Here is a 14,912-nt window from a genome sequence, read left to right on the forward strand (position 1 = left end):
CGGGTGTGCGTGCGCCGGTCCTGACGCTAGCACCGGGGGTGGGGGCGCCGGCGGTGGCCGGGTGGGGTGTCGGGGGACGTTCAGACGCGTTGGAGTGGCAGGTGGGGTCCCTGGGGCGGGTGGATGGTGATGTCCATGCCGGGTTGTACGGTTCCGCTGGTCAGGACGGTGCCCATGATTCCGGCGCGGCGGGTGGTGGTGAGGTCGTCCTCGCGGTGGACCAGGTGCGCGAGCAGGCCGTGGGAGAGGCCGTTGATCTGGGCGCAGGGGTTGCGCAGGCCGGTGACGCGGATCCGTGCGCGGGGTCCGAGGTGGAGGACGGTTCCGGTGCTCAGGGAGAGCAGGTCCAGGCCGTGGGTGGTGATGTTCTCGCCGAGTTGGCCGGGTTGGACGTGGTGGCCGTGGGCGGCGACCTCGTCGAGGAGTTCGGCGTGGATGAGGTGGACCTGGCGCAGGTTGGGTTGGGTGGGGTCCTGGGCGACGCGGGAGCGGTGTTTGACGGTGGTGCCCAGGTGGGCGTCGCCCTCGACGCCGAGTCCGGCCAGGAGGCGGATGCTGGTGCGGGTGGGTTTGCTGAAGGTGTGGGTGGGGCTGGCGCTGACCGATGTGACGGTGGGGTGCATGGTGGCCTCGTGCGTGGGGTCGGGCGCGAGCGGGTGGGCGGGGGCGGGTGTCTGGGGGCGCATCGCCTCCAGGTCCGGGGTCCGGTCGCGGTCGGCGCGGGCGCGCTCTGGTTCGGCCGGGCTCCGGTGGAGTCGTGTGTCGGCGGGTTGGCGGTGTTCCTGGTGGAGGGCGCCGGTCGTGGTCCGGTGGTGCAGGGTCGGGCCGGACGCGGCGGTCGTGCGCTGCGCCCGTCGCGGACTCCTGTGCGCCTTCGACCGGGGACGTCGAATTCTTGCAGGCTCCCGGCGGTGTGTGCACCGGGTTTTCGGTCTCCTGTCCTAGGTTCGTGCAGAGCGGACGCGGCGGCCGTGCCCGCCGCACGATGGGAGGACGAGGATGCGACGTCGGTTGATGACACGCGGTGTGGCGCCGGCCGCCGCGGTGCTGGGCGTGCTCGCGCTCACCGCGGGAGGTGTCGACGCCTCCTCGGGTGGAGCTTGGACCGGCCGGAGCGAGATCAGGGCGCCGCGCGAGTTCAGCGGCATCGCCTGGCTCGCCACGGCCGCCGGGGGTAGCGGCGGGGAGCCCCAGCAGGTCTTCCTGGTCTGCCACGACGCGAGGGACGACTACGCCGAGCGCGACCTGCCGCGCCTGTCGATCGTGCGGACCCCTGTCGGCACCGATGGGATCATCGTCCGGGAACTCGATGTCGCGTTCCCCGATGTGCCCAATGACCTGGAGAGCATCGCCCGGGTGCCCGGTCGCGACGAGGCCCTGCTGGTGGAGAGCAACGCCGACGGCACCGACCCCGATCCCACCATCTATCTCGCCCGGTGGGATGAGGACCTCGACGTCACGATCGCGGGCGCGGTGCCGTGGCCCAGGACGCCCGAACCGCTGGTGAACGTCGAGGCGACGGGCGTCGTGACGGTCCGGGGGAGGGACTACTTCGTGTACGCCGAGCGGGCGCAGGGAAGCGACACCACCCGTGTCAACATGACCCGTGTGCGGATCGAGGAGAGCGGCCGGATCGAGTTCGGGCGGAGGTGGACGTCGGTGTCCTTCACGGCGCCCGAACCGCCGGACGCGCGCCCCGCCTCGGGCCTGGACATCGACGGGGAGGGCAACGTCTACATCTCGTCGGCCTATGATCCCGGTGACCTCGGCCCCTTCGACAGCGCCGTGTACCGCGCCGCGGTGGTGCGTCCGGGCGGGCCCGTCGGCGCCCGGCTGCGTCCGGTCGATCCGCCGGAGGAGCTCGCGCGCAGTTCGGGGCTCAAGGTCGAGGGCGTCGCGTTGGTCGACGGTTCCTTCCCGATCTTCATCAGCGACGACGACGAGGACTACGGCGGTCTGCTCCGCCAGCTGCGGGTGGCGGGGCAGAGCGGCCGCGGTTGAGCGTTCGCCCGCGTCGATCGGCGGCGCCGTCCCGGAAGGCGGGCGGGAGGCGGAGCGTCCGGTGGCGGGTCGACGCGGCGCTTGTGGTTCCGGCGGGTCCGTGCCGGCCCGGGGCGGCGGGGTGCCCGCCGCCCCGGGGGCCGTCTATTCGTGGTGTTCGGGTTCTTCGGGGTTGCGGCGCAGGTTGACGATGGCCGCGACCAGGCCGCCCCAGACAAGGACGATGGACACGACCATCATGACGATGGCACCGGTGGACATCACTGGTCCCCTTCCGTGGTCGGGTTGTGGTCGGCGCGTGCGTCCTGGGCGGCGAGTTCGTCGGCGCGCTTCCACGGCAGGAGCGAGATGGCCACGCCGATGACGATGGCGCCGATGGCCACGCCCCAGCCCGCGCTGAGCAGGAACGGGGTGGGGTACTCGCCGTAGTTGGCGTCCAGTTCGGTGCGCAGGCTGTCCCACATCATGTAGCCGAGCAGGGCGGGGGTGACGGCGCCTAGGGTCAGGCGCCACCACAGGCCCAGTCGCAGGGAGGACACCGCGTTGGCGTGGGCCTGGAACAGCGGCAGTTTCCTGGCGATCCAGGAGACGGTGATGATGAGCACGAGCCCGGCCAGGGCGATGCCGTACTGGTTGATGAAGTGGTCGGCCACGTCGAGGAAGAACAGGCCCTCGTGTGTGGGGAAGAGCAGGATCGAGGCCAGGGCGGTGGCGCCGCCGACGGCCAGGACGGTCGGGACGCGGCCCATGCCGGTGCGTTCGTGCACGGCCGAGACGATGACCTGGACGATGCTGAGCAGGGAGCTGATTCCGGCGACCACGAGGGAGCTGAAGAACAGCACGCCGAAGAGGCTGGCGCCGAAGGGCAGGCTGGAGATGATCTGGGGGAAGGCGACGAAGGCCAGGCCCAGACCGGAGGTGGCGACCTGGTCGACGCTGGTGCCCGCCGCGGTGGCCATGAAGCCCAGGGCGGCGAAGACGCCGATGCCGGCCAGCAGTTCGAAGGAGCTGTTGGCGAAGCCCGCGACGAGCGCGGAGCCGGTCAGGTCGGACTTGCGGCGCAGGTAGGAAGCGTAGGTGACCATGATGCCGAAGCCGATGGACAGGGAGAAGAAGATCTGTCCGTAGGCGGCGATCCAGACGCTGCCCTCCCTCATGGCGGCCCAGTCGGGGGTGAACAGGGCGTCGAGGCCCTGGGTGGCGCCGTCGAGAGTGAGGGCCTGGACGACCATGACGAGGAAGAGGACCAGCAGCAGGGGGATGAAGATCCGGTTGGCCTTCTCCACGCCGTTGCGGATGCCCAGAGCCAGGACGCCCAGGACGACGGCCCAGACGGCGATCAGGGGCCAGGCGACTCCGGAGACGTAGCCGGAGACCATGCCGGGCGTCTCCGCGGTCTGGAGGAACGTGCCGAAGAAGAAGGCGTTGGGGTCCTCGCCCCACTGCTGCCCGAAGGAGAAGAAGGTGTAGCGGATCGCCCAGGCGATGATCACCGCGTAGTAGACGGCGATGACGAAGCAGATCGCGACCTGCCACCAGCCGATCGCTTCGGCGGGGCGCAGGAGGCGCCGGTAGGACAGGGGCGCCGAGGAGCGGTACCGGTGTCCGATGGCGTATTCGAGGATGAGCAGGGGGATGCCGGCGGTGAGGAGGGCGACGAGGTAGGGCACCAGGAAGGCGCCGCCGCCGTTCTCGTAGGCGACGTAGGGGAATCGCCAGATGTTGCCGAGGCCGATGGCGGATCCGATCGCCGCCATCAGGAAGCCCGCGCGCGTCCCCCACTGCTCGCGCGTCTGTTGGACCATGTTCAGGTCTCCTAAATCATCATGTTGTTCGCGATCCGCACGCTAGCAGGAGTTGGGCGGTTGGGCATCGTGTGGGCGGCGCGGGGCGACGCTTTGTCGTGTCGCGGCGGGTTCGGGGTGTGGGATCGTCCAGCTCTGGTGGTTGGCAATCGGGGCTTACGGGCCGTGGTCAGCCTGCCTTGCCGAGGGGGCCGGTGCGGTCAGGGGCGGTGCGCACGCGCTGTCCGCAGGGTTCGCGGCGTGTCTGGGTGGGCGCCGCTCCCGCGCCGGTCAGCGCTGGGAGGCCAGGGGCCCCTGGTGCGAGGGGGCGGTTTGCCGTAGGCTGGAAAGCGCTTTCATACGGAAAGGGGTAACCACCCATGGGTGATCACGTGTTGGGTGTGGCCATGAACGGCGTCACCGGACGCATGGGGTACAGGCAGCACCTGGCCAGGTCGATCCTGGCCATCCGCGAGGCGGGGGGCGTGTCTCTGCCCGACGGGACCCGGATCATCCCCGAACCGATCCTGGTCGGGCGTTCGGAGCGCAAGCTCCGCGAGATCGCCGAGCGCCACGGCCTCGAACGCTACTCGACCGACCTGGACGCGGTGCTGGCCGAGGACGCGGTGTCGATCTACTTCGACGCCCAGATCACGCACGCCCGCGAGGCGGCCGTACGCGCCGCGATCGCCGCGGGCAAACACGTCTACGTCGAGAAGCCCACCGCCGGCACCCTGGCCTCGGCCCTGGAGCTGGCCAAGCTCGCCCGCGACGCCGGGGTGCGCAACGGGGTCGTCCAGGACAAGCTCTTCCTGCCGGGCCTGCTCAAACTCCGCCGCCTGGTCGAGTCCGGCTTCTTCGGCCGGATCCTGTCGATCCGCGGCGAGTTCGGCTACTGGGTCTTCGAGGGCGACTGGCAGCCGGCCCAGCGGCCCAGCTGGAACTACCGCGCCGAGGAGGGCGGCGGCATGGTGCTGGACATGTTCCCGCACTGGCACTACATCCTGGAGCACCTGTTCGGCCCGGTGCGGACGGTCACCGCCAAGGTGGCCACGCACATCCCGCGCCGCTGGGACGAGCGGGGCGACCCCTACGACGCCACCGCCGACGACTCCGCCTACGGCATCTTCGAGCTGGACGGCGGCGTCCTCGCCCAGATCAACTCGTCCTGGAGCGTGCGCGTGGCCCGCGACGAGCTCGTGGAGTTCCAGGTCGACGGCACCCACGGCAGCGCCGTGGCGGGGCTGCGCACCTGCCGCGTCCAGCACAGGTCGGCCACGCCCAAGGCGGTCTGGAACCCCGACATCGAGGACCCGGGGCGCTACCGCGACCTGTGGGAGCAGGTGCCCGACAACACCGAGTTCCCCAACGGCTTCCGCGCGCAGTGGGAGGACTTCCTCAAGCACGTCGTCACCGGCTCCCCCTTCCCGCACGACCTGCTCGCCGGTGCCCGCGGCCTCCAGATGGCCGAGGCCGGGCTGCAGTCGGCGCGCACCGGGTCCACCGTCGAACTGGACGAGGTCACCCTGTCGTGAACACCCTGCGCATGCCCACCGCTGACGGCGGTGTGGAGGACTACACGCTCACCGGCACCCCCGTGGACACCGCGCCCGTGCCCCCCGCACGGTCGCGGACGGCCTACGCGGCCGCCCACGTGGTCGCCGACCCCGCGGCCCCCAACGCCCCCGGGGCGCCCCCCCGCCTGGACTGGGACGCCACCCTGGCCTTCCGCCACCACCTGTGGGACCAGGGGTTGGGCGTGGCCGACGCCATGGACACCGCCCAACGCGGCATGGGCCTGGACTGGACGGCCACCGCCGAACTCATCCGCAGGTCGGGCGCGGAGGCCGCGGCGCGCGGCGCCGCCCTGGCCTGCGGAGTCGGCACCGACCAGCTCGACCCTTCGCACACCAGCCTGGAAAGCGTTATCACCGCGTACGGGGAGCAGCTCGGCGTCGTCCAGGGCTCCGGTGCCACGCCCGTCCTGATGGCCTCCCGCGCTCTGGCGGCCGTCGCTTCCGGCCCGGACGACTACGTCAAGGTCTACGGCCGCCTGCTCCGCGAGGCCGGCCGACCGGTCATCCTGCACTGGCTGGGCACCGCCTTCGACCCCGCGCTGGCCGGGTACTGGGGGTACGGGGACCCGGCCGAGGCGATCGAACCGGTGGCCGCCCTCATCGCCGAGCACGGGGACCGGGTGGAGGGCATCAAGGTCTCCCTGCTGGACGCCTCCCTGGAGATCCGGCTGCGCCGCCTGCTCCCAGAGGGAGTGCGCCTGTACACCGGCGACGACTTCCACTACCCGGAGCTGATTCTGGGCGACGAGCACGGACACTCCCACGCCCTGCTCGGGATCCTCGCGGCCATCGCGCCGGCCGCCGCCCGGGCGCTGGCCGCCCTGGACGAGGGCGGCACGGCCCGCTACCGGGCCCTGATGGACCCCACCGTCCCCCTGGCCCGGCACCTGTTCGCCGCCCCCACCTTCTACTACAAGACCGGGATCGCCTTCCTGGCCTGGCTCAACGGCCATCAGAAGGGGTTCCACATGGTGGGCGGCCTGCACAGCGCCCGCGACCTGCCCCACCTGGCCCAGGCGGTGCGCCTGGCCGACGCCGCCGGGGTCCTGAGCGACCCCGACCTGGCGGTGGCGCGCATGCGGTCCCTGCTGCGGGTGTCGGGGGTGGACCAGTGAGCGCCGACGTCCCCTCCCCTCCCCCGGGCGCCGGCGAGATCGTTCCCGCCGCCGTGGACCTGCCCTGGGGCCGGCCCGCCGCGGTGCCCACCCCCCGGCCGGGGGATCCGGCCCTGTCCCGCCTGTCCCTCAACCAGGCCACCGTCAAGTACTGGAACCTCGTCCAGGCCGTCGACGGCTGCCTGCGCGCCGGGCTCCCCGCCATCGGCGTGTGGCGCGAGCCGGTCGCCGAGATGGGGCTGGCCGAGGCCGCCCGGCTGCTGCGCCGGTCGGGTCTGCGGGTGTCCTCCTACTGCCGGGGCGGGTTCCTGACCGGCTCCGACCGGGGCGCGGCTCTGGACGACAACCGCCGGGCGATCGACGAGGCCGCCGAACTGGGCGCTCCTTGCCTGGTCATGGTGGTCGGGGGGCTGCCCGGAGGCGAGCGCGACCTGGCCGCGGTGCGCGAGCGCATGGTCGAGGCGCTGGCCGAGCTGGTGCCCCATGCCCGGGAGCGCGGGGTCCGGCTGGCGTTGGAGCCCCTGCACCCCATGTTCTGCGCCGACCGCGCGGTGCTGTGCACGCTGGGCCAGGCGCTGGACGTCGCCGAGCGGTTCGAGGCGCAGGCGGTGGGCGTCGTGGTGGACGCCTACCACGTCTGGTGGGACCCGGCGGTGCACGGGCAGATCGCCCGCGCCGGTGCGGGCGGGCGCATCGCCTCCTTCCAGGTCTGCGACTGGGAGTTGCCGCTGCCCGACGACATGCTCCTGGGGCGGGGCATGGTCGGTGACGGCCACGCCGACGTCCGCGGGCTGCGCCGCGCGGTGGACGCGGCCGGGTACACCGGCGACATCGAGGTGGAGATCTTCAACGAGCGGGTCTGGGCGGCCGACGGCGACGAGGTGATCGCGACCCTGGCCCGCCGCCACGTGCAGTACGTCCTGTGAGTGTCCCCGGGGGCGCCCCGCCCCCGGGGGGCACCGGGACCCGCCGACCGCTCCGACGCGGCGTCGACAAGAACCCCCATCGCGACAGGAACGACTCATGAGTACATATGAACACCCGTACACACTCAGTTGTGAACATCTCACCACCCCCTTCGACACCCGGGCAGGGGTCAGCGCGGGCGTGTCGGCCCCGCCCGCGCTCGTCGGGGCCGGTCTGCGGCTGGTGGAGGAGGGCTGGGCGGAGTGCGTGTGAGCGAGGTGTCCGCGCGGGCCTTCCGGTTGCCGCTGCACCGGGCATGGGACGGGGGCGTGGACCGCAACGACCTGGTCGTGGTGCGGGTGCGCACCGACGGCGGGCAGGTGGGGACGGGGTTCGCGTGGACGCCGCTGATCGGCGCCCGGGCGGTGGAGGCTCTGGTCAACGATGACTGTCCGGCGGCCCTGGTCGGGCGGGAGGCCCATCCGGCACGGTGGGAGGAGCTGTGCTGGCACCTGCGTGAGGCGGGCACCAGCGGTCTGACGCTGATGGCCGCGGCGGGCGTGGACATCGCCCTGTGGGATCTGGTGGCGCGGTCGGCCGGGGTGAGCCTGGTGGACATGGTGGGCCGGCGGCGGGAGGAGGCCCGGTCCTACGGCAGCGGGGTGAACCTGGAGTATCCGCTGCCGGACCTGCTGGAACAGGTGCGGGGATGGGTGGCGGCCGGTCACCGCGCGGTGAAGATCAAGGTCGGGTCGGCGGACGTGGGCCGGGACGTGGAGCGTGTCGCGGCGGTGCGCGAGGTGCTGGGCCCGGACCGGCTGCTGATGGTGGACGCCAACCAGCGGTGGGACGTGCCCACGGCGGCCCGTGCGCTGGCGGCGCTGGAGCCGTTCGACCTGCACTTCGTGGAGGAGCCGTTGGCGGCGGGGGACCTGGAGGCGCACGCGCGGTTGCGGGAGCGCACGCGTGTGCCGTTCGCGGTGGGGGAGAACCTGCGTACCGCGGCGGAGTTCGACAGGGCGGTGGAGTTGGGGGTGTGCGACGTCGCCCAGCCCAACGTGGTGCGGGTGGGCGGGGTCACGCCGTTCCTGAGGATCGCGGAGTCGATGGCGCGACGGGGCGTGCCGGTGGCTCCGCACCTGTTGCCCGAGCTGTCGGGACAGTTGGCGCTGTGCCTGCCCCGGGTGGCGATGGTCGAGGACGTGGACCGCGCCTCCTTCGCCGCGCTGGGCGCGTTGGCCCGCCCCAGCGGGGTGGAGTTCGCGGGGGGACGGGTGCGCGCCGACACCGGGCCCGGCCACGGCCTGGTGTTCGCCGACACGCTCACCCCGGTCGCGTCCGTCTCCCCCTGGCACCGCTGACGCGGCTGGGGCGGGCCGTCGTGGGTTGCGGACGGGATGGGCGCGCGCGATGAGCGCGGGCAGCCGCCTGGTTCAGCGCGTGCAGCGTCGTGAGTAGGGGTACTCAGGGCGGCTGGGGGCGGGTACCGATGCGGCCGGAGCGGCCCGGCCCTAGGTTCGGCGTATGGCTTTCCTGCTGATCGGGCACACGGCGACGGCCCTGCACTTCGCGTTCTTCTCCTTCGTGGTCCTGGGTGGCTTCCTGGCGTGGCGACGGCCCGGGGTGTTCTGGGTCCACCTGGGTGCGGCGGCCTACGCGCTGGGGATCGTGATCGTGGACTGGCCGTGCGTGCTGACCGAGGTCGAGAACTGGTCGAGGTCGGGCACGGGGCGCCCGGTGATGGAGGCGGGGTTCATCGACTTCTACTTCACCGGCACGCTGTACCCGCGGGAGCACCTGATGACCTCCCGGGTGGCGATCGGGGGGATCATCGCGGTGTCGTGGGCGGGAGCGTGGTGGCGCGCCCGTGTCCGCAGGTCGGGTCAGGAGGCGTCGCGCGCGGCGGTGCCGGTGAGGTCCAGGTAGTGCGCGAGTTCGGCTCCGGCCGCCAGCACGGCGCGGGAGCGTCGGTTGAGGTCGGTCCGCCAGGTGCGCAGTGCCTCGTCCAGTGATGTCACCCCTCCGGCGTTCCTGATCTGGTCGGTGACGGCGGCGATGCGGGCGAGCGGGTGGCCGCCGCGGCGGAGTTGGCGGGCGAGGTGGGCGTCGCGGACCGCGTCGGGGGGGTAGTGGCGGTGGCCGGTGGCGGGGTCGCGGTCGGGGCGCACGATCCCGGCCTTCTCCCATGCGCGCAGGGTGGCCGGGCGGATGCCGAGCTGGTGGGCCAGGGCGCCGATGGTCGGGGCGCGTCCGTGCGCCGGGGCGGGGGCCTGGCCCGAGGTGAGGTCGTCCAGGGCGGCGGTGACCTCGTCGAGGGTGGTGCGGTCGCGCAGGGCGCGGACGTGGCTCTGGTCGACGAGGCGCAGGACGGTGTCGTGGTCGCCGGTGTTGGCGGCCCGCATGATCGCGGCGGCGAGCTGGTGGCCGTGCCCGGTGCGCAGGGCGAGGAAGGCGCGCAGGGCCTGGGCGTGGGTCGGGGTGTACTGGCGGAACCCGTGGCCGGTGCGCGGTGCGGCGGGCAGGATCCCGTCGTCCTCGTAGTTGCGCACGGCCTGGGTGGACAGGCCGTGTTCGCGGGCCAGGTCGACGGGCCGGAGCCGTTCGCGGTGCGGCATGCTTCTCCCGGTTTTGAGACTTTGGTGGATCTTTTCCCGGTGTTCGCGGTGAAAGTTTCCACCGAGAGTTCAAGGATACGGTCGAAGGTGTTGTCCACGGCCCTTGGAGGTTCACGATGTCGGTGTCGTCTGCTGTCCACCCGTTGGGACCGGCTTCGGGAGGGTCCGGCCTCGTCCCGGGGCTGGATGCCTTCCTCGAATCCAGGCGGTGCCTGCCGCGGCTCCTGGGGTGGGGGGAGCCCACCCACGGCGTCGAGGCCTTCCCCCGCCTGCGCAACCGGGTGTTCCGTCACCTGGTGGAGCGGTGGGGGTACCGGTCGATCGCGGTCGAGAGCGACTGCCTGGCGGGGCTGGCGGTCGACGCCTACGTCCGAGGGGGAGACGGTGACCTGGACGAGGTGCTGTCGACCGGTTTCAGTCACGGCTACGGCGAACTGGCCGCCAACCGGGAGCTCGTGGAGTGGCTGCGCGTGTACAACGGGGGGCGGGAGCCGGCCGACCGGGTCGGGTTCCACGGGTTCGACGGCCCGCTCGAGATCTCGGGCGCGGCCAGCCCGCGCACGGCTCTGGCCGGGCTGCACGCCTACCTGAGGGCCCACCTGGGCGCGGACCGGATCCGGCACGGGTGGGAGCGCGTGGACGCGCTGATCGGTGACGACGGGGAGTGGACCGAGCCCGCCGCGATGATGGATCCCGGTCGGTCGATCGGCGCGGGCGGACGGGCGCGGGAGTTGAGGATCGTCGCCGACGACCTGGCCGGACTCCTGTGGTCCGAGGCCCCGGACCTGGTGGCGTCCGGTTCCGGCGAGGAGTACCGGCGGGCGCGTCTGTTCGGGCGCACCGCCCTGGACCTGTTGCGGTACCACGCGGTCATGGCGGACTCCTCGGTCGACCAGCCCGGGCGGATGGAGCGGTTGGGGGGCGGCAGGGACGCCATGATGGCCGCCAATCTGCTGGCTCTGGTGCGCGCCGAGCGGGACCGGGGGCCGGTTCTGGTGTTCGCCCACAACCAGCACGTGCGGCGCGAGCGCGCCGCGATGACCATGGCGGGGTCGCAGGTGGGCTGGTGGTGCGCCGGGGCGGTCGTCGCGACGGCCCTGGGCGAGGAGTACGCGGTGGTCGCCTCCGATGCCGGGACCGCTCCCTGGCCGGGTCTGGGGGATCCGGGCCCCGACACCGTGCGGGGGGCGCTGCGGGAGGCGACGGAGGGCGCGGCGCTGTTCTCGGCCGACCGGGTGGCGGCCGCTCTGGAGGGGCGGCCCGGGTTGACGGTTCCGGACACCGCGCGGGACTACCGGTATTTTCCGCTGGGTCTGGCGGACCTGGGCGGGGTCGACGCGGTGGCCTTCCTGGAGGACGCGGTGTCCGGGGCCGGGTGACGGGGGAGGTGTCGGCCGTGCGGGGGCGGGGCCGGTCCCGCACGTGTGTCGCCCCCCGTGGGTCAGGGTGTGGCAACCACTCCTGGGAGCCAGGAGGATCGCGGCCCGGCCTGTCGGGTCACCACAGGTCGGTGCGGTGGGCGTTGACCAGGTCCCGCACGTGCGCGAGGACCTCCTCGGCGGGACGGGGGGCGAGTCGGCGTCCGTCGCGCAGGCGCAGGGCCAGGTGGTCGTCGGCCGCCTCACGGGCTCCGGCCACAGCCTGGTAGGGGACCAGTCGGGCCTGGCGGATGCGGGCGCCCAGGCTGCCGCGTTCGGGGTCCAGGATCTCGGCGCGCAGCCCGTGGTCGGCGCACCTGCGGGCGACGGCGCGGGCGTGGTCGTGCTGGTCGGCGGAGACCGGTAGGACCGCCACCTGGGTGGGGGCGAGCCAGGCCGGGAAGGCGCCGCCGTGCTGTTCGATCAGGTGCGCCACGGCGCGCTCCACGCTGCCGACGATGCTGCGGTGCACCATGACCGGCCGGTGCCGGGCGCCGTCCGCGCCGACGTAGCGCAGGTCGAAGCGCTCGGGTTGGTGGAAGTCGACCTGGACGGTGGACAGGGTGGATTCGCGGCCCGCGTCGTCGGTGACCTGGACGTCGATCTTGGGGCCGTAGAAGGCGGCCTCGCCCTCGTCCGCGTCGTAGGGCAGGCCGAGGCCGTCCAGGACCCGGGTCAGCAGGTCGGTGGAGCGGCGCCACAGCTCGGGGGAGTCGACGTACTTGCCTCCGGGGCCGGGCAGTGAGAGCCGGTAACGGGCCGGGGTGATGCCGAGGTCGGTGTGTGCCCGCCGGATCATCCCCAGCGCGGCCGCGGCTTCGTCGGCGGCCTGGTCGGGGGTGCAGAAGACGTGCGCGTCGTTGAGTTGGATGGCCCGCACGCGGGTCAGCCCGCCGAGTACGCCGGAGGGTTCGCAGCGGTACATGCCGCCGAGCTCGGCGATGCGCAGGGGCAGGTCGCGGTGGCTGCGGGGGCGGGACCGGAAGACGAGCGCGTGGTGCGGGCACAGGCTGGGCCGCAGGACGACCTGTTCGGAGCCCAGTTCCATCGGCGGGAACATGTCGTCGCTGTAGTGGGACCAGTGGCCGGAGATCTCGTACAGTTCCCGTTTTCCCAGTACGGGTGAGTAGACGTGTCGGTATCCGGCGCGCCGTTCGGCGTCGCGGACGTACTCCTCCAGGGTGTGGCGTACGGTCGCTCCGTCGGGCAGCCAGTAGGGCAGTCCTGCTCCGATCAGCGGGTCGGTGTCGAACAGGTGCAGTTCCCGGCCGAGCTTGCGGTGGTCGTGCACGGTGGTCTCCTCGCGTTCGGCGGGCGGGTGACCGGACGACGAAGCCCCGGGGCACTCGCCCCGGGGCTTGGTGTCAGACAGTGGTCAGCGCGCCGGGACTGGGTCCGGCGTCGTCGTGACGGTGGCGCGCTGCTGCATGGTGGACACGGTAGCAAAGTCCGCTCAGTGTGTGGGCGGCGCCGTGCTGGCGCGTTCGACGACCTGGCCCTTCACCGTCACCAGGCGCGGTTCGTCGCTGGGTTCGCCGTCCAGGGCCAGGGCCGCGGCCTGGCGTCCGATGTCCTCCAGGGGGAGCCGGACCGTGGTCAGGGCCGGGGTGAGGTCGCGCAGGGTGGGGATGTCGTCGAACCCGGCGACCGACAGGTCCTCGGGAACGCGCAGCCCCAGGTCCCGCAGGGCCGCCACCGCGCCGGTGGCCATGACGTCGTTGACCGCGAACAGGCAGGTGGCGTTGGTTCCCACGGCCATGAGGCGGCGGGTGGACTCGTGGCCTCCGTCGCGGGTGAAGGCGCCGTGGACCACGTTGTGGTGGGCCAGTTCCAGCCCGGCGGACGAGAGCGCCGAGTGGAATCCGTCCAGGCGTTCGCGGGCGGTGCGCAGGTCGGTCGGTCCGGCCAGGATCGCGAACTCGCGGTGGCCCTGGGCGATGAGGTGGCGGGCCAGGTCGGCGGCTCCGGTGTGGTTGTCGGGGCAGACGGTGTCGGCGGGCAGCCCCTTCTGGGACACGCACGCCACCCTGCCGCCCTGCTTGCGGAACACGCGGATCTCCTCGGCCAGGCGCCGGTTGCTCTCCTCGTCGGTGGAGCGGGATCCGACCAGGACCACCGCGCGCGCCCGGTGGGCCCGCAGGGTGGCCAGGATCTGGTTCTCCCTGTGGGGGGAGCGGCCGGTGGTGCCCAGGACCAGGACGAGTCCCTGGTCCTCGGTGTGCTGGGTGACGCCCGAGGCGATCGAGGAGAAGTAGGGGTCGGCGATGTCGTGGACGATGAGCCCGACCAGCGAGCTGCTGTTGCGGGCCAGGGTCTGTGCCGAGGCGTTGGCCAGGTAGCCCAGTTCCTGTGCGCTGGTGGTCACCTTGTCGCGTAGGCGCTGGCTCACCTGCCGGGTGCTGCCGTTGATGACCCTCGACGCCGTGGCCAAGGAGACCCCGGCGTGCTGGGCGACCTGTTCCAGTGTCACGTAACCGGACTCCACGCCGATTCGCCTCCTGCTGCGCGCCACCTTGGAAAACTCTTTCCCCTGTAGCGTAGCGGAGTTGTGTCCGCCACTCACCGACGGTCGGTCGCCGCACGGTCGGTCATCTGGTCGCGCCACGTGCGGGTGGGGTTCCAGTTCAGGACGGTGCGGGCCCGCTCCGCGGAGAAGGCCGACCTGCCGTCGGCCAGGGCGGGGGCGGCGTCGGCGGTCGCGGGGTGGTGGCGCGGGAGCAGGGTGTCGATCGGTCCGGTGGCCAGCGGGTCCGGCGCCACGGCGTTGAACACCTGGCCGCCGGTGACCTTGTCGGGGTTCTCCGCCACGAGCGCGAACAGCTCGGCGGCGTCGCGGGCGTCCACGTAGTTGAACAGGGAGGTCGCGGCCAGGGCTGGGTCGGCCAGGCGTTCGGCCATGGTGTGGCCCTGCTGTGTGACCGCACCGGCCCACTCCTCGGGGGCGACCACGTACCCGGGCCGCACGCACGAGAGCACGCAGTCGTCGGTGGTGCGGGCCAGCGCGCGCACGGTCTCCTCGATGACGGCCTTGCTCAGCCCGTAGGCGTGCCAGGGCTCGACCGGGTGGTCTTCGTCCAGCGGCAGGTAGCGGGGCCGCCAGGAGGGGGTGTTGTACCCGTAGACCGTGGGGCTGGAGGCGGCCACCGCCGAGTGCGCGCCGTGGGTCACCGCCCCGGACAGCACCGCCCACGCCAGGCGGGTGTTGACCGACAGGGTGTCCAGGTCGGGGTGGGTGAAGGGCACCGCGATCCCGGCCAGGTGGACGACGGCCTCGGGGCGGGCCCGGGTGAAGACCTCGTCGCGGGCGGTCTCGTCGAGCAGGTCGGCGACGATGCCCTCCACGTCCGGGTCGGGGGAGGGGGCGGTGTCGACCGACAGGACGTGGTGGCCGCGTTCGGTCAGGGTGGCAACGACGCTGCGGCCGAGACGTCCCGAGCCGCCGGTCACGAGGACGCGCATGGGTGCCGCCTTCCTGGGTTCGTTCATCCGTGGTGGG

Annotated in this window: 15 protein-coding genes; 8 read left to right on the top strand and 7 right to left on the bottom strand. The window is 72.7% G+C overall.

Translation table 11 applies throughout. The features are described from left to right. Positions 1 to 80: 80 nt before the first annotated feature. A complete protein-coding gene (locus ACIBFB_RS09665) occupies positions 81 to 623 on the bottom strand; it encodes an MOSC domain-containing protein (RefSeq protein WP_397228454.1) in 543 nt (180 codons plus the stop codon). A gap of 391 nt (positions 624 to 1,014) precedes the next feature. On the opposite strand from ACIBFB_RS09665, the gene ACIBFB_RS09670 reads away from it, so the two are divergent. After that, entirely contained in the window at positions 1,015 to 2,001 is a 987-nt protein-coding gene (locus tag ACIBFB_RS09670; protein ID WP_397228189.1) for a hypothetical protein, read from the top strand. Between the two features lie 144 nt (positions 2,002 to 2,145). Here the strand turns inward: ACIBFB_RS09670 and ACIBFB_RS09675 are convergent, their stop codons facing one another. Next, on the bottom strand, positions 2,146 to 2,262 hold the full coding sequence (locus tag ACIBFB_RS09675) for a methionine/alanine import family NSS transporter small subunit (RefSeq protein WP_397228191.1): 117 nt from the start codon (positions 2,260 to 2,262) through the stop codon (positions 2,146 to 2,148). Continuing rightward, a complete protein-coding gene (locus ACIBFB_RS09680; protein ID WP_397228193.1) occupies positions 2,262 to 3,806 on the bottom strand; it encodes a sodium-dependent transporter in 1,545 nt (514 codons plus the stop codon). Before ACIBFB_RS09680 ends, ACIBFB_RS09675 begins: the two co-directional genes overlap by 1 nt. A 359-nt stretch (positions 3,807 to 4,165) precedes the next feature. Here ACIBFB_RS09680 and ACIBFB_RS09685 point away from each other — a divergent pair, with 359 nt between their 5' ends. The 6 genes from ACIBFB_RS09685 to ACIBFB_RS09710 all read left to right on the top strand — a co-directional run bounded on the left by ACIBFB_RS09685 (position 4,166) and on the right by ACIBFB_RS09710 (position 9,309). Then, on the top strand, positions 4,166 to 5,320 hold the full coding sequence (locus ACIBFB_RS09685) for a Gfo/Idh/MocA family protein (protein ID WP_397228195.1): 1,155 nt from the start codon (positions 4,166 to 4,168) through the stop codon (positions 5,318 to 5,320). Further along, positions 5,317 to 6,477, top strand: a complete 1,161-nt coding sequence (locus tag ACIBFB_RS09690) for a dihydrodipicolinate synthase family protein (RefSeq protein WP_397228197.1) — start codon at positions 5,317 to 5,319, stop codon at positions 6,475 to 6,477. The genes ACIBFB_RS09685 and ACIBFB_RS09690 overlap by 4 nt, the downstream gene beginning before the upstream one ends. Next, positions 6,474 to 7,403 carry a sugar phosphate isomerase/epimerase family protein gene (locus tag ACIBFB_RS09695; RefSeq protein WP_397228199.1) on the top strand — a complete coding sequence of 310 codons (930 nt, stop codon included), beginning with the start codon at positions 6,474 to 6,476 and terminating at the stop codon, positions 7,401 to 7,403. The genes ACIBFB_RS09690 and ACIBFB_RS09695 overlap by 4 nt, the downstream gene beginning before the upstream one ends. A 97-nt stretch (positions 7,404 to 7,500) precedes the next feature. Beyond that, entirely contained in the window at positions 7,501 to 7,656 is a 156-nt protein-coding gene (locus tag ACIBFB_RS09700) for a hypothetical protein (RefSeq protein WP_397228201.1), read from the top strand. After that, positions 7,647 to 8,744 carry a mandelate racemase/muconate lactonizing enzyme family protein gene (locus tag ACIBFB_RS09705; protein ID WP_397228203.1) on the top strand — a complete coding sequence of 366 codons (1,098 nt, stop codon included), beginning with the start codon at positions 7,647 to 7,649 and terminating at the stop codon, positions 8,742 to 8,744. The genes ACIBFB_RS09700 and ACIBFB_RS09705 overlap by 10 nt, the downstream gene beginning before the upstream one ends. Before the next feature lie 163 nt (positions 8,745 to 8,907). Next, positions 8,908 to 9,309, top strand: a complete 402-nt coding sequence (locus ACIBFB_RS09710) for a DUF2784 domain-containing protein (protein WP_397228205.1) — start codon at positions 8,908 to 8,910, stop codon at positions 9,307 to 9,309. Here the strand turns inward: ACIBFB_RS09710 and ACIBFB_RS09715 are convergent. Continuing rightward, positions 9,267 to 9,998, bottom strand: coding sequence for a MerR family transcriptional regulator (locus ACIBFB_RS09715; RefSeq protein ID WP_397228207.1), 732 nt, complete (start codon positions 9,996 to 9,998; stop codon positions 9,267 to 9,269). The two genes, ACIBFB_RS09710 and ACIBFB_RS09715, sit on opposite strands and share 43 nt — an antisense overlap. 116 nt (positions 9,999 to 10,114) lie before the next feature. Here ACIBFB_RS09715 and ACIBFB_RS09720 point away from each other — a divergent pair, with 116 nt between their 5' ends. Continuing rightward, the gene (locus ACIBFB_RS09720) at positions 10,115 to 11,377 is read left to right on the top strand and encodes an erythromycin esterase family protein (protein ID WP_397228209.1); all 1,263 of its coding nucleotides are present in this window, start codon (positions 10,115 to 10,117) and stop codon (positions 11,375 to 11,377) included. Between the two features lie 118 nt (positions 11,378 to 11,495). Here ACIBFB_RS09720 and thrS read toward each other — a convergent pair whose 3' ends face one another. From thrS to ACIBFB_RS09735, 3 genes are all read right to left on the bottom strand, one after another. Continuing rightward, a complete protein-coding gene (gene thrS, locus ACIBFB_RS09725) occupies positions 11,496 to 12,788 on the bottom strand; it encodes a threonine--tRNA ligase (protein ID WP_397228456.1) in 1,293 nt (430 codons plus the stop codon). An 81-nt stretch (positions 12,789 to 12,869) separates the two neighbouring features. Then, positions 12,870 to 13,901 (bottom strand): LacI family DNA-binding transcriptional regulator, encoded by a 1,032-nt coding sequence (locus tag ACIBFB_RS09730; protein WP_397228211.1) that lies wholly within the window; start codon positions 13,899 to 13,901, stop codon positions 12,870 to 12,872. A 74-nt stretch (positions 13,902 to 13,975) separates the two neighbouring features. After that, positions 13,976 to 14,875 (bottom strand): NAD-dependent epimerase/dehydratase family protein, encoded by a 900-nt coding sequence (locus ACIBFB_RS09735; RefSeq protein ID WP_397228213.1) that lies wholly within the window; start codon positions 14,873 to 14,875, stop codon positions 13,976 to 13,978. Positions 14,876 to 14,912: the final 37 nt, after the last annotated feature.

This window comes from Nocardiopsis sp. NPDC050513, from assembly GCF_044457925.1.
Classification (GTDB): domain Bacteria; phylum Actinomycetota; class Actinomycetes; order Streptosporangiales; family Streptosporangiaceae; genus Nocardiopsis.

Excerpts from the sequence above, each read along its gene's own strand:
- ACIBFB_RS09710 (WP_397228205.1), top strand. The coding sequence starts at position 8,908 with ATGGCTTTCCTGCTGATCGGGCACACGGCGACGGCCCTGCACTTCGCG.
- ACIBFB_RS09735 (WP_397228213.1), bottom strand. The coding sequence starts at position 14,875 with ATGCGCGTCCTCGTGACCGGCGGCTCGGGACGTCTCGGCCGCAGCGTC.
- ACIBFB_RS09700 (WP_397228201.1), top strand. The coding sequence starts at position 7,501 with ATGAGTACATATGAACACCCGTACACACTCAGTTGTGAACATCTCACC.
- ACIBFB_RS09665 (WP_397228454.1), bottom strand. The coding sequence starts at position 623 with ATGCACCCCACCGTCACATCGGTCAGCGCCAGCCCCACCCACACCTTC.
- ACIBFB_RS09675 (WP_397228191.1), bottom strand. The coding sequence starts at position 2,262 with ATGTCCACCGGTGCCATCGTCATGATGGTCGTGTCCATCGTCCTTGTC.
- ACIBFB_RS09680 (WP_397228193.1), bottom strand. The coding sequence starts at position 3,806 with ATGGTCCAACAGACGCGCGAGCAGTGGGGGACGCGCGCGGGCTTCCTG.
- ACIBFB_RS09715 (WP_397228207.1), bottom strand. The coding sequence starts at position 9,998 with ATGCCGCACCGCGAACGGCTCCGGCCCGTCGACCTGGCCCGCGAACAC.
- ACIBFB_RS09670 (WP_397228189.1), top strand. The coding sequence starts at position 1,015 with ATGACACGCGGTGTGGCGCCGGCCGCCGCGGTGCTGGGCGTGCTCGCG.
- ACIBFB_RS09685 (WP_397228195.1), top strand. The coding sequence starts at position 4,166 with ATGGGTGATCACGTGTTGGGTGTGGCCATGAACGGCGTCACCGGACGC.
- ACIBFB_RS09720 (WP_397228209.1), top strand. The coding sequence starts at position 10,115 with ATGTCGGTGTCGTCTGCTGTCCACCCGTTGGGACCGGCTTCGGGAGGG.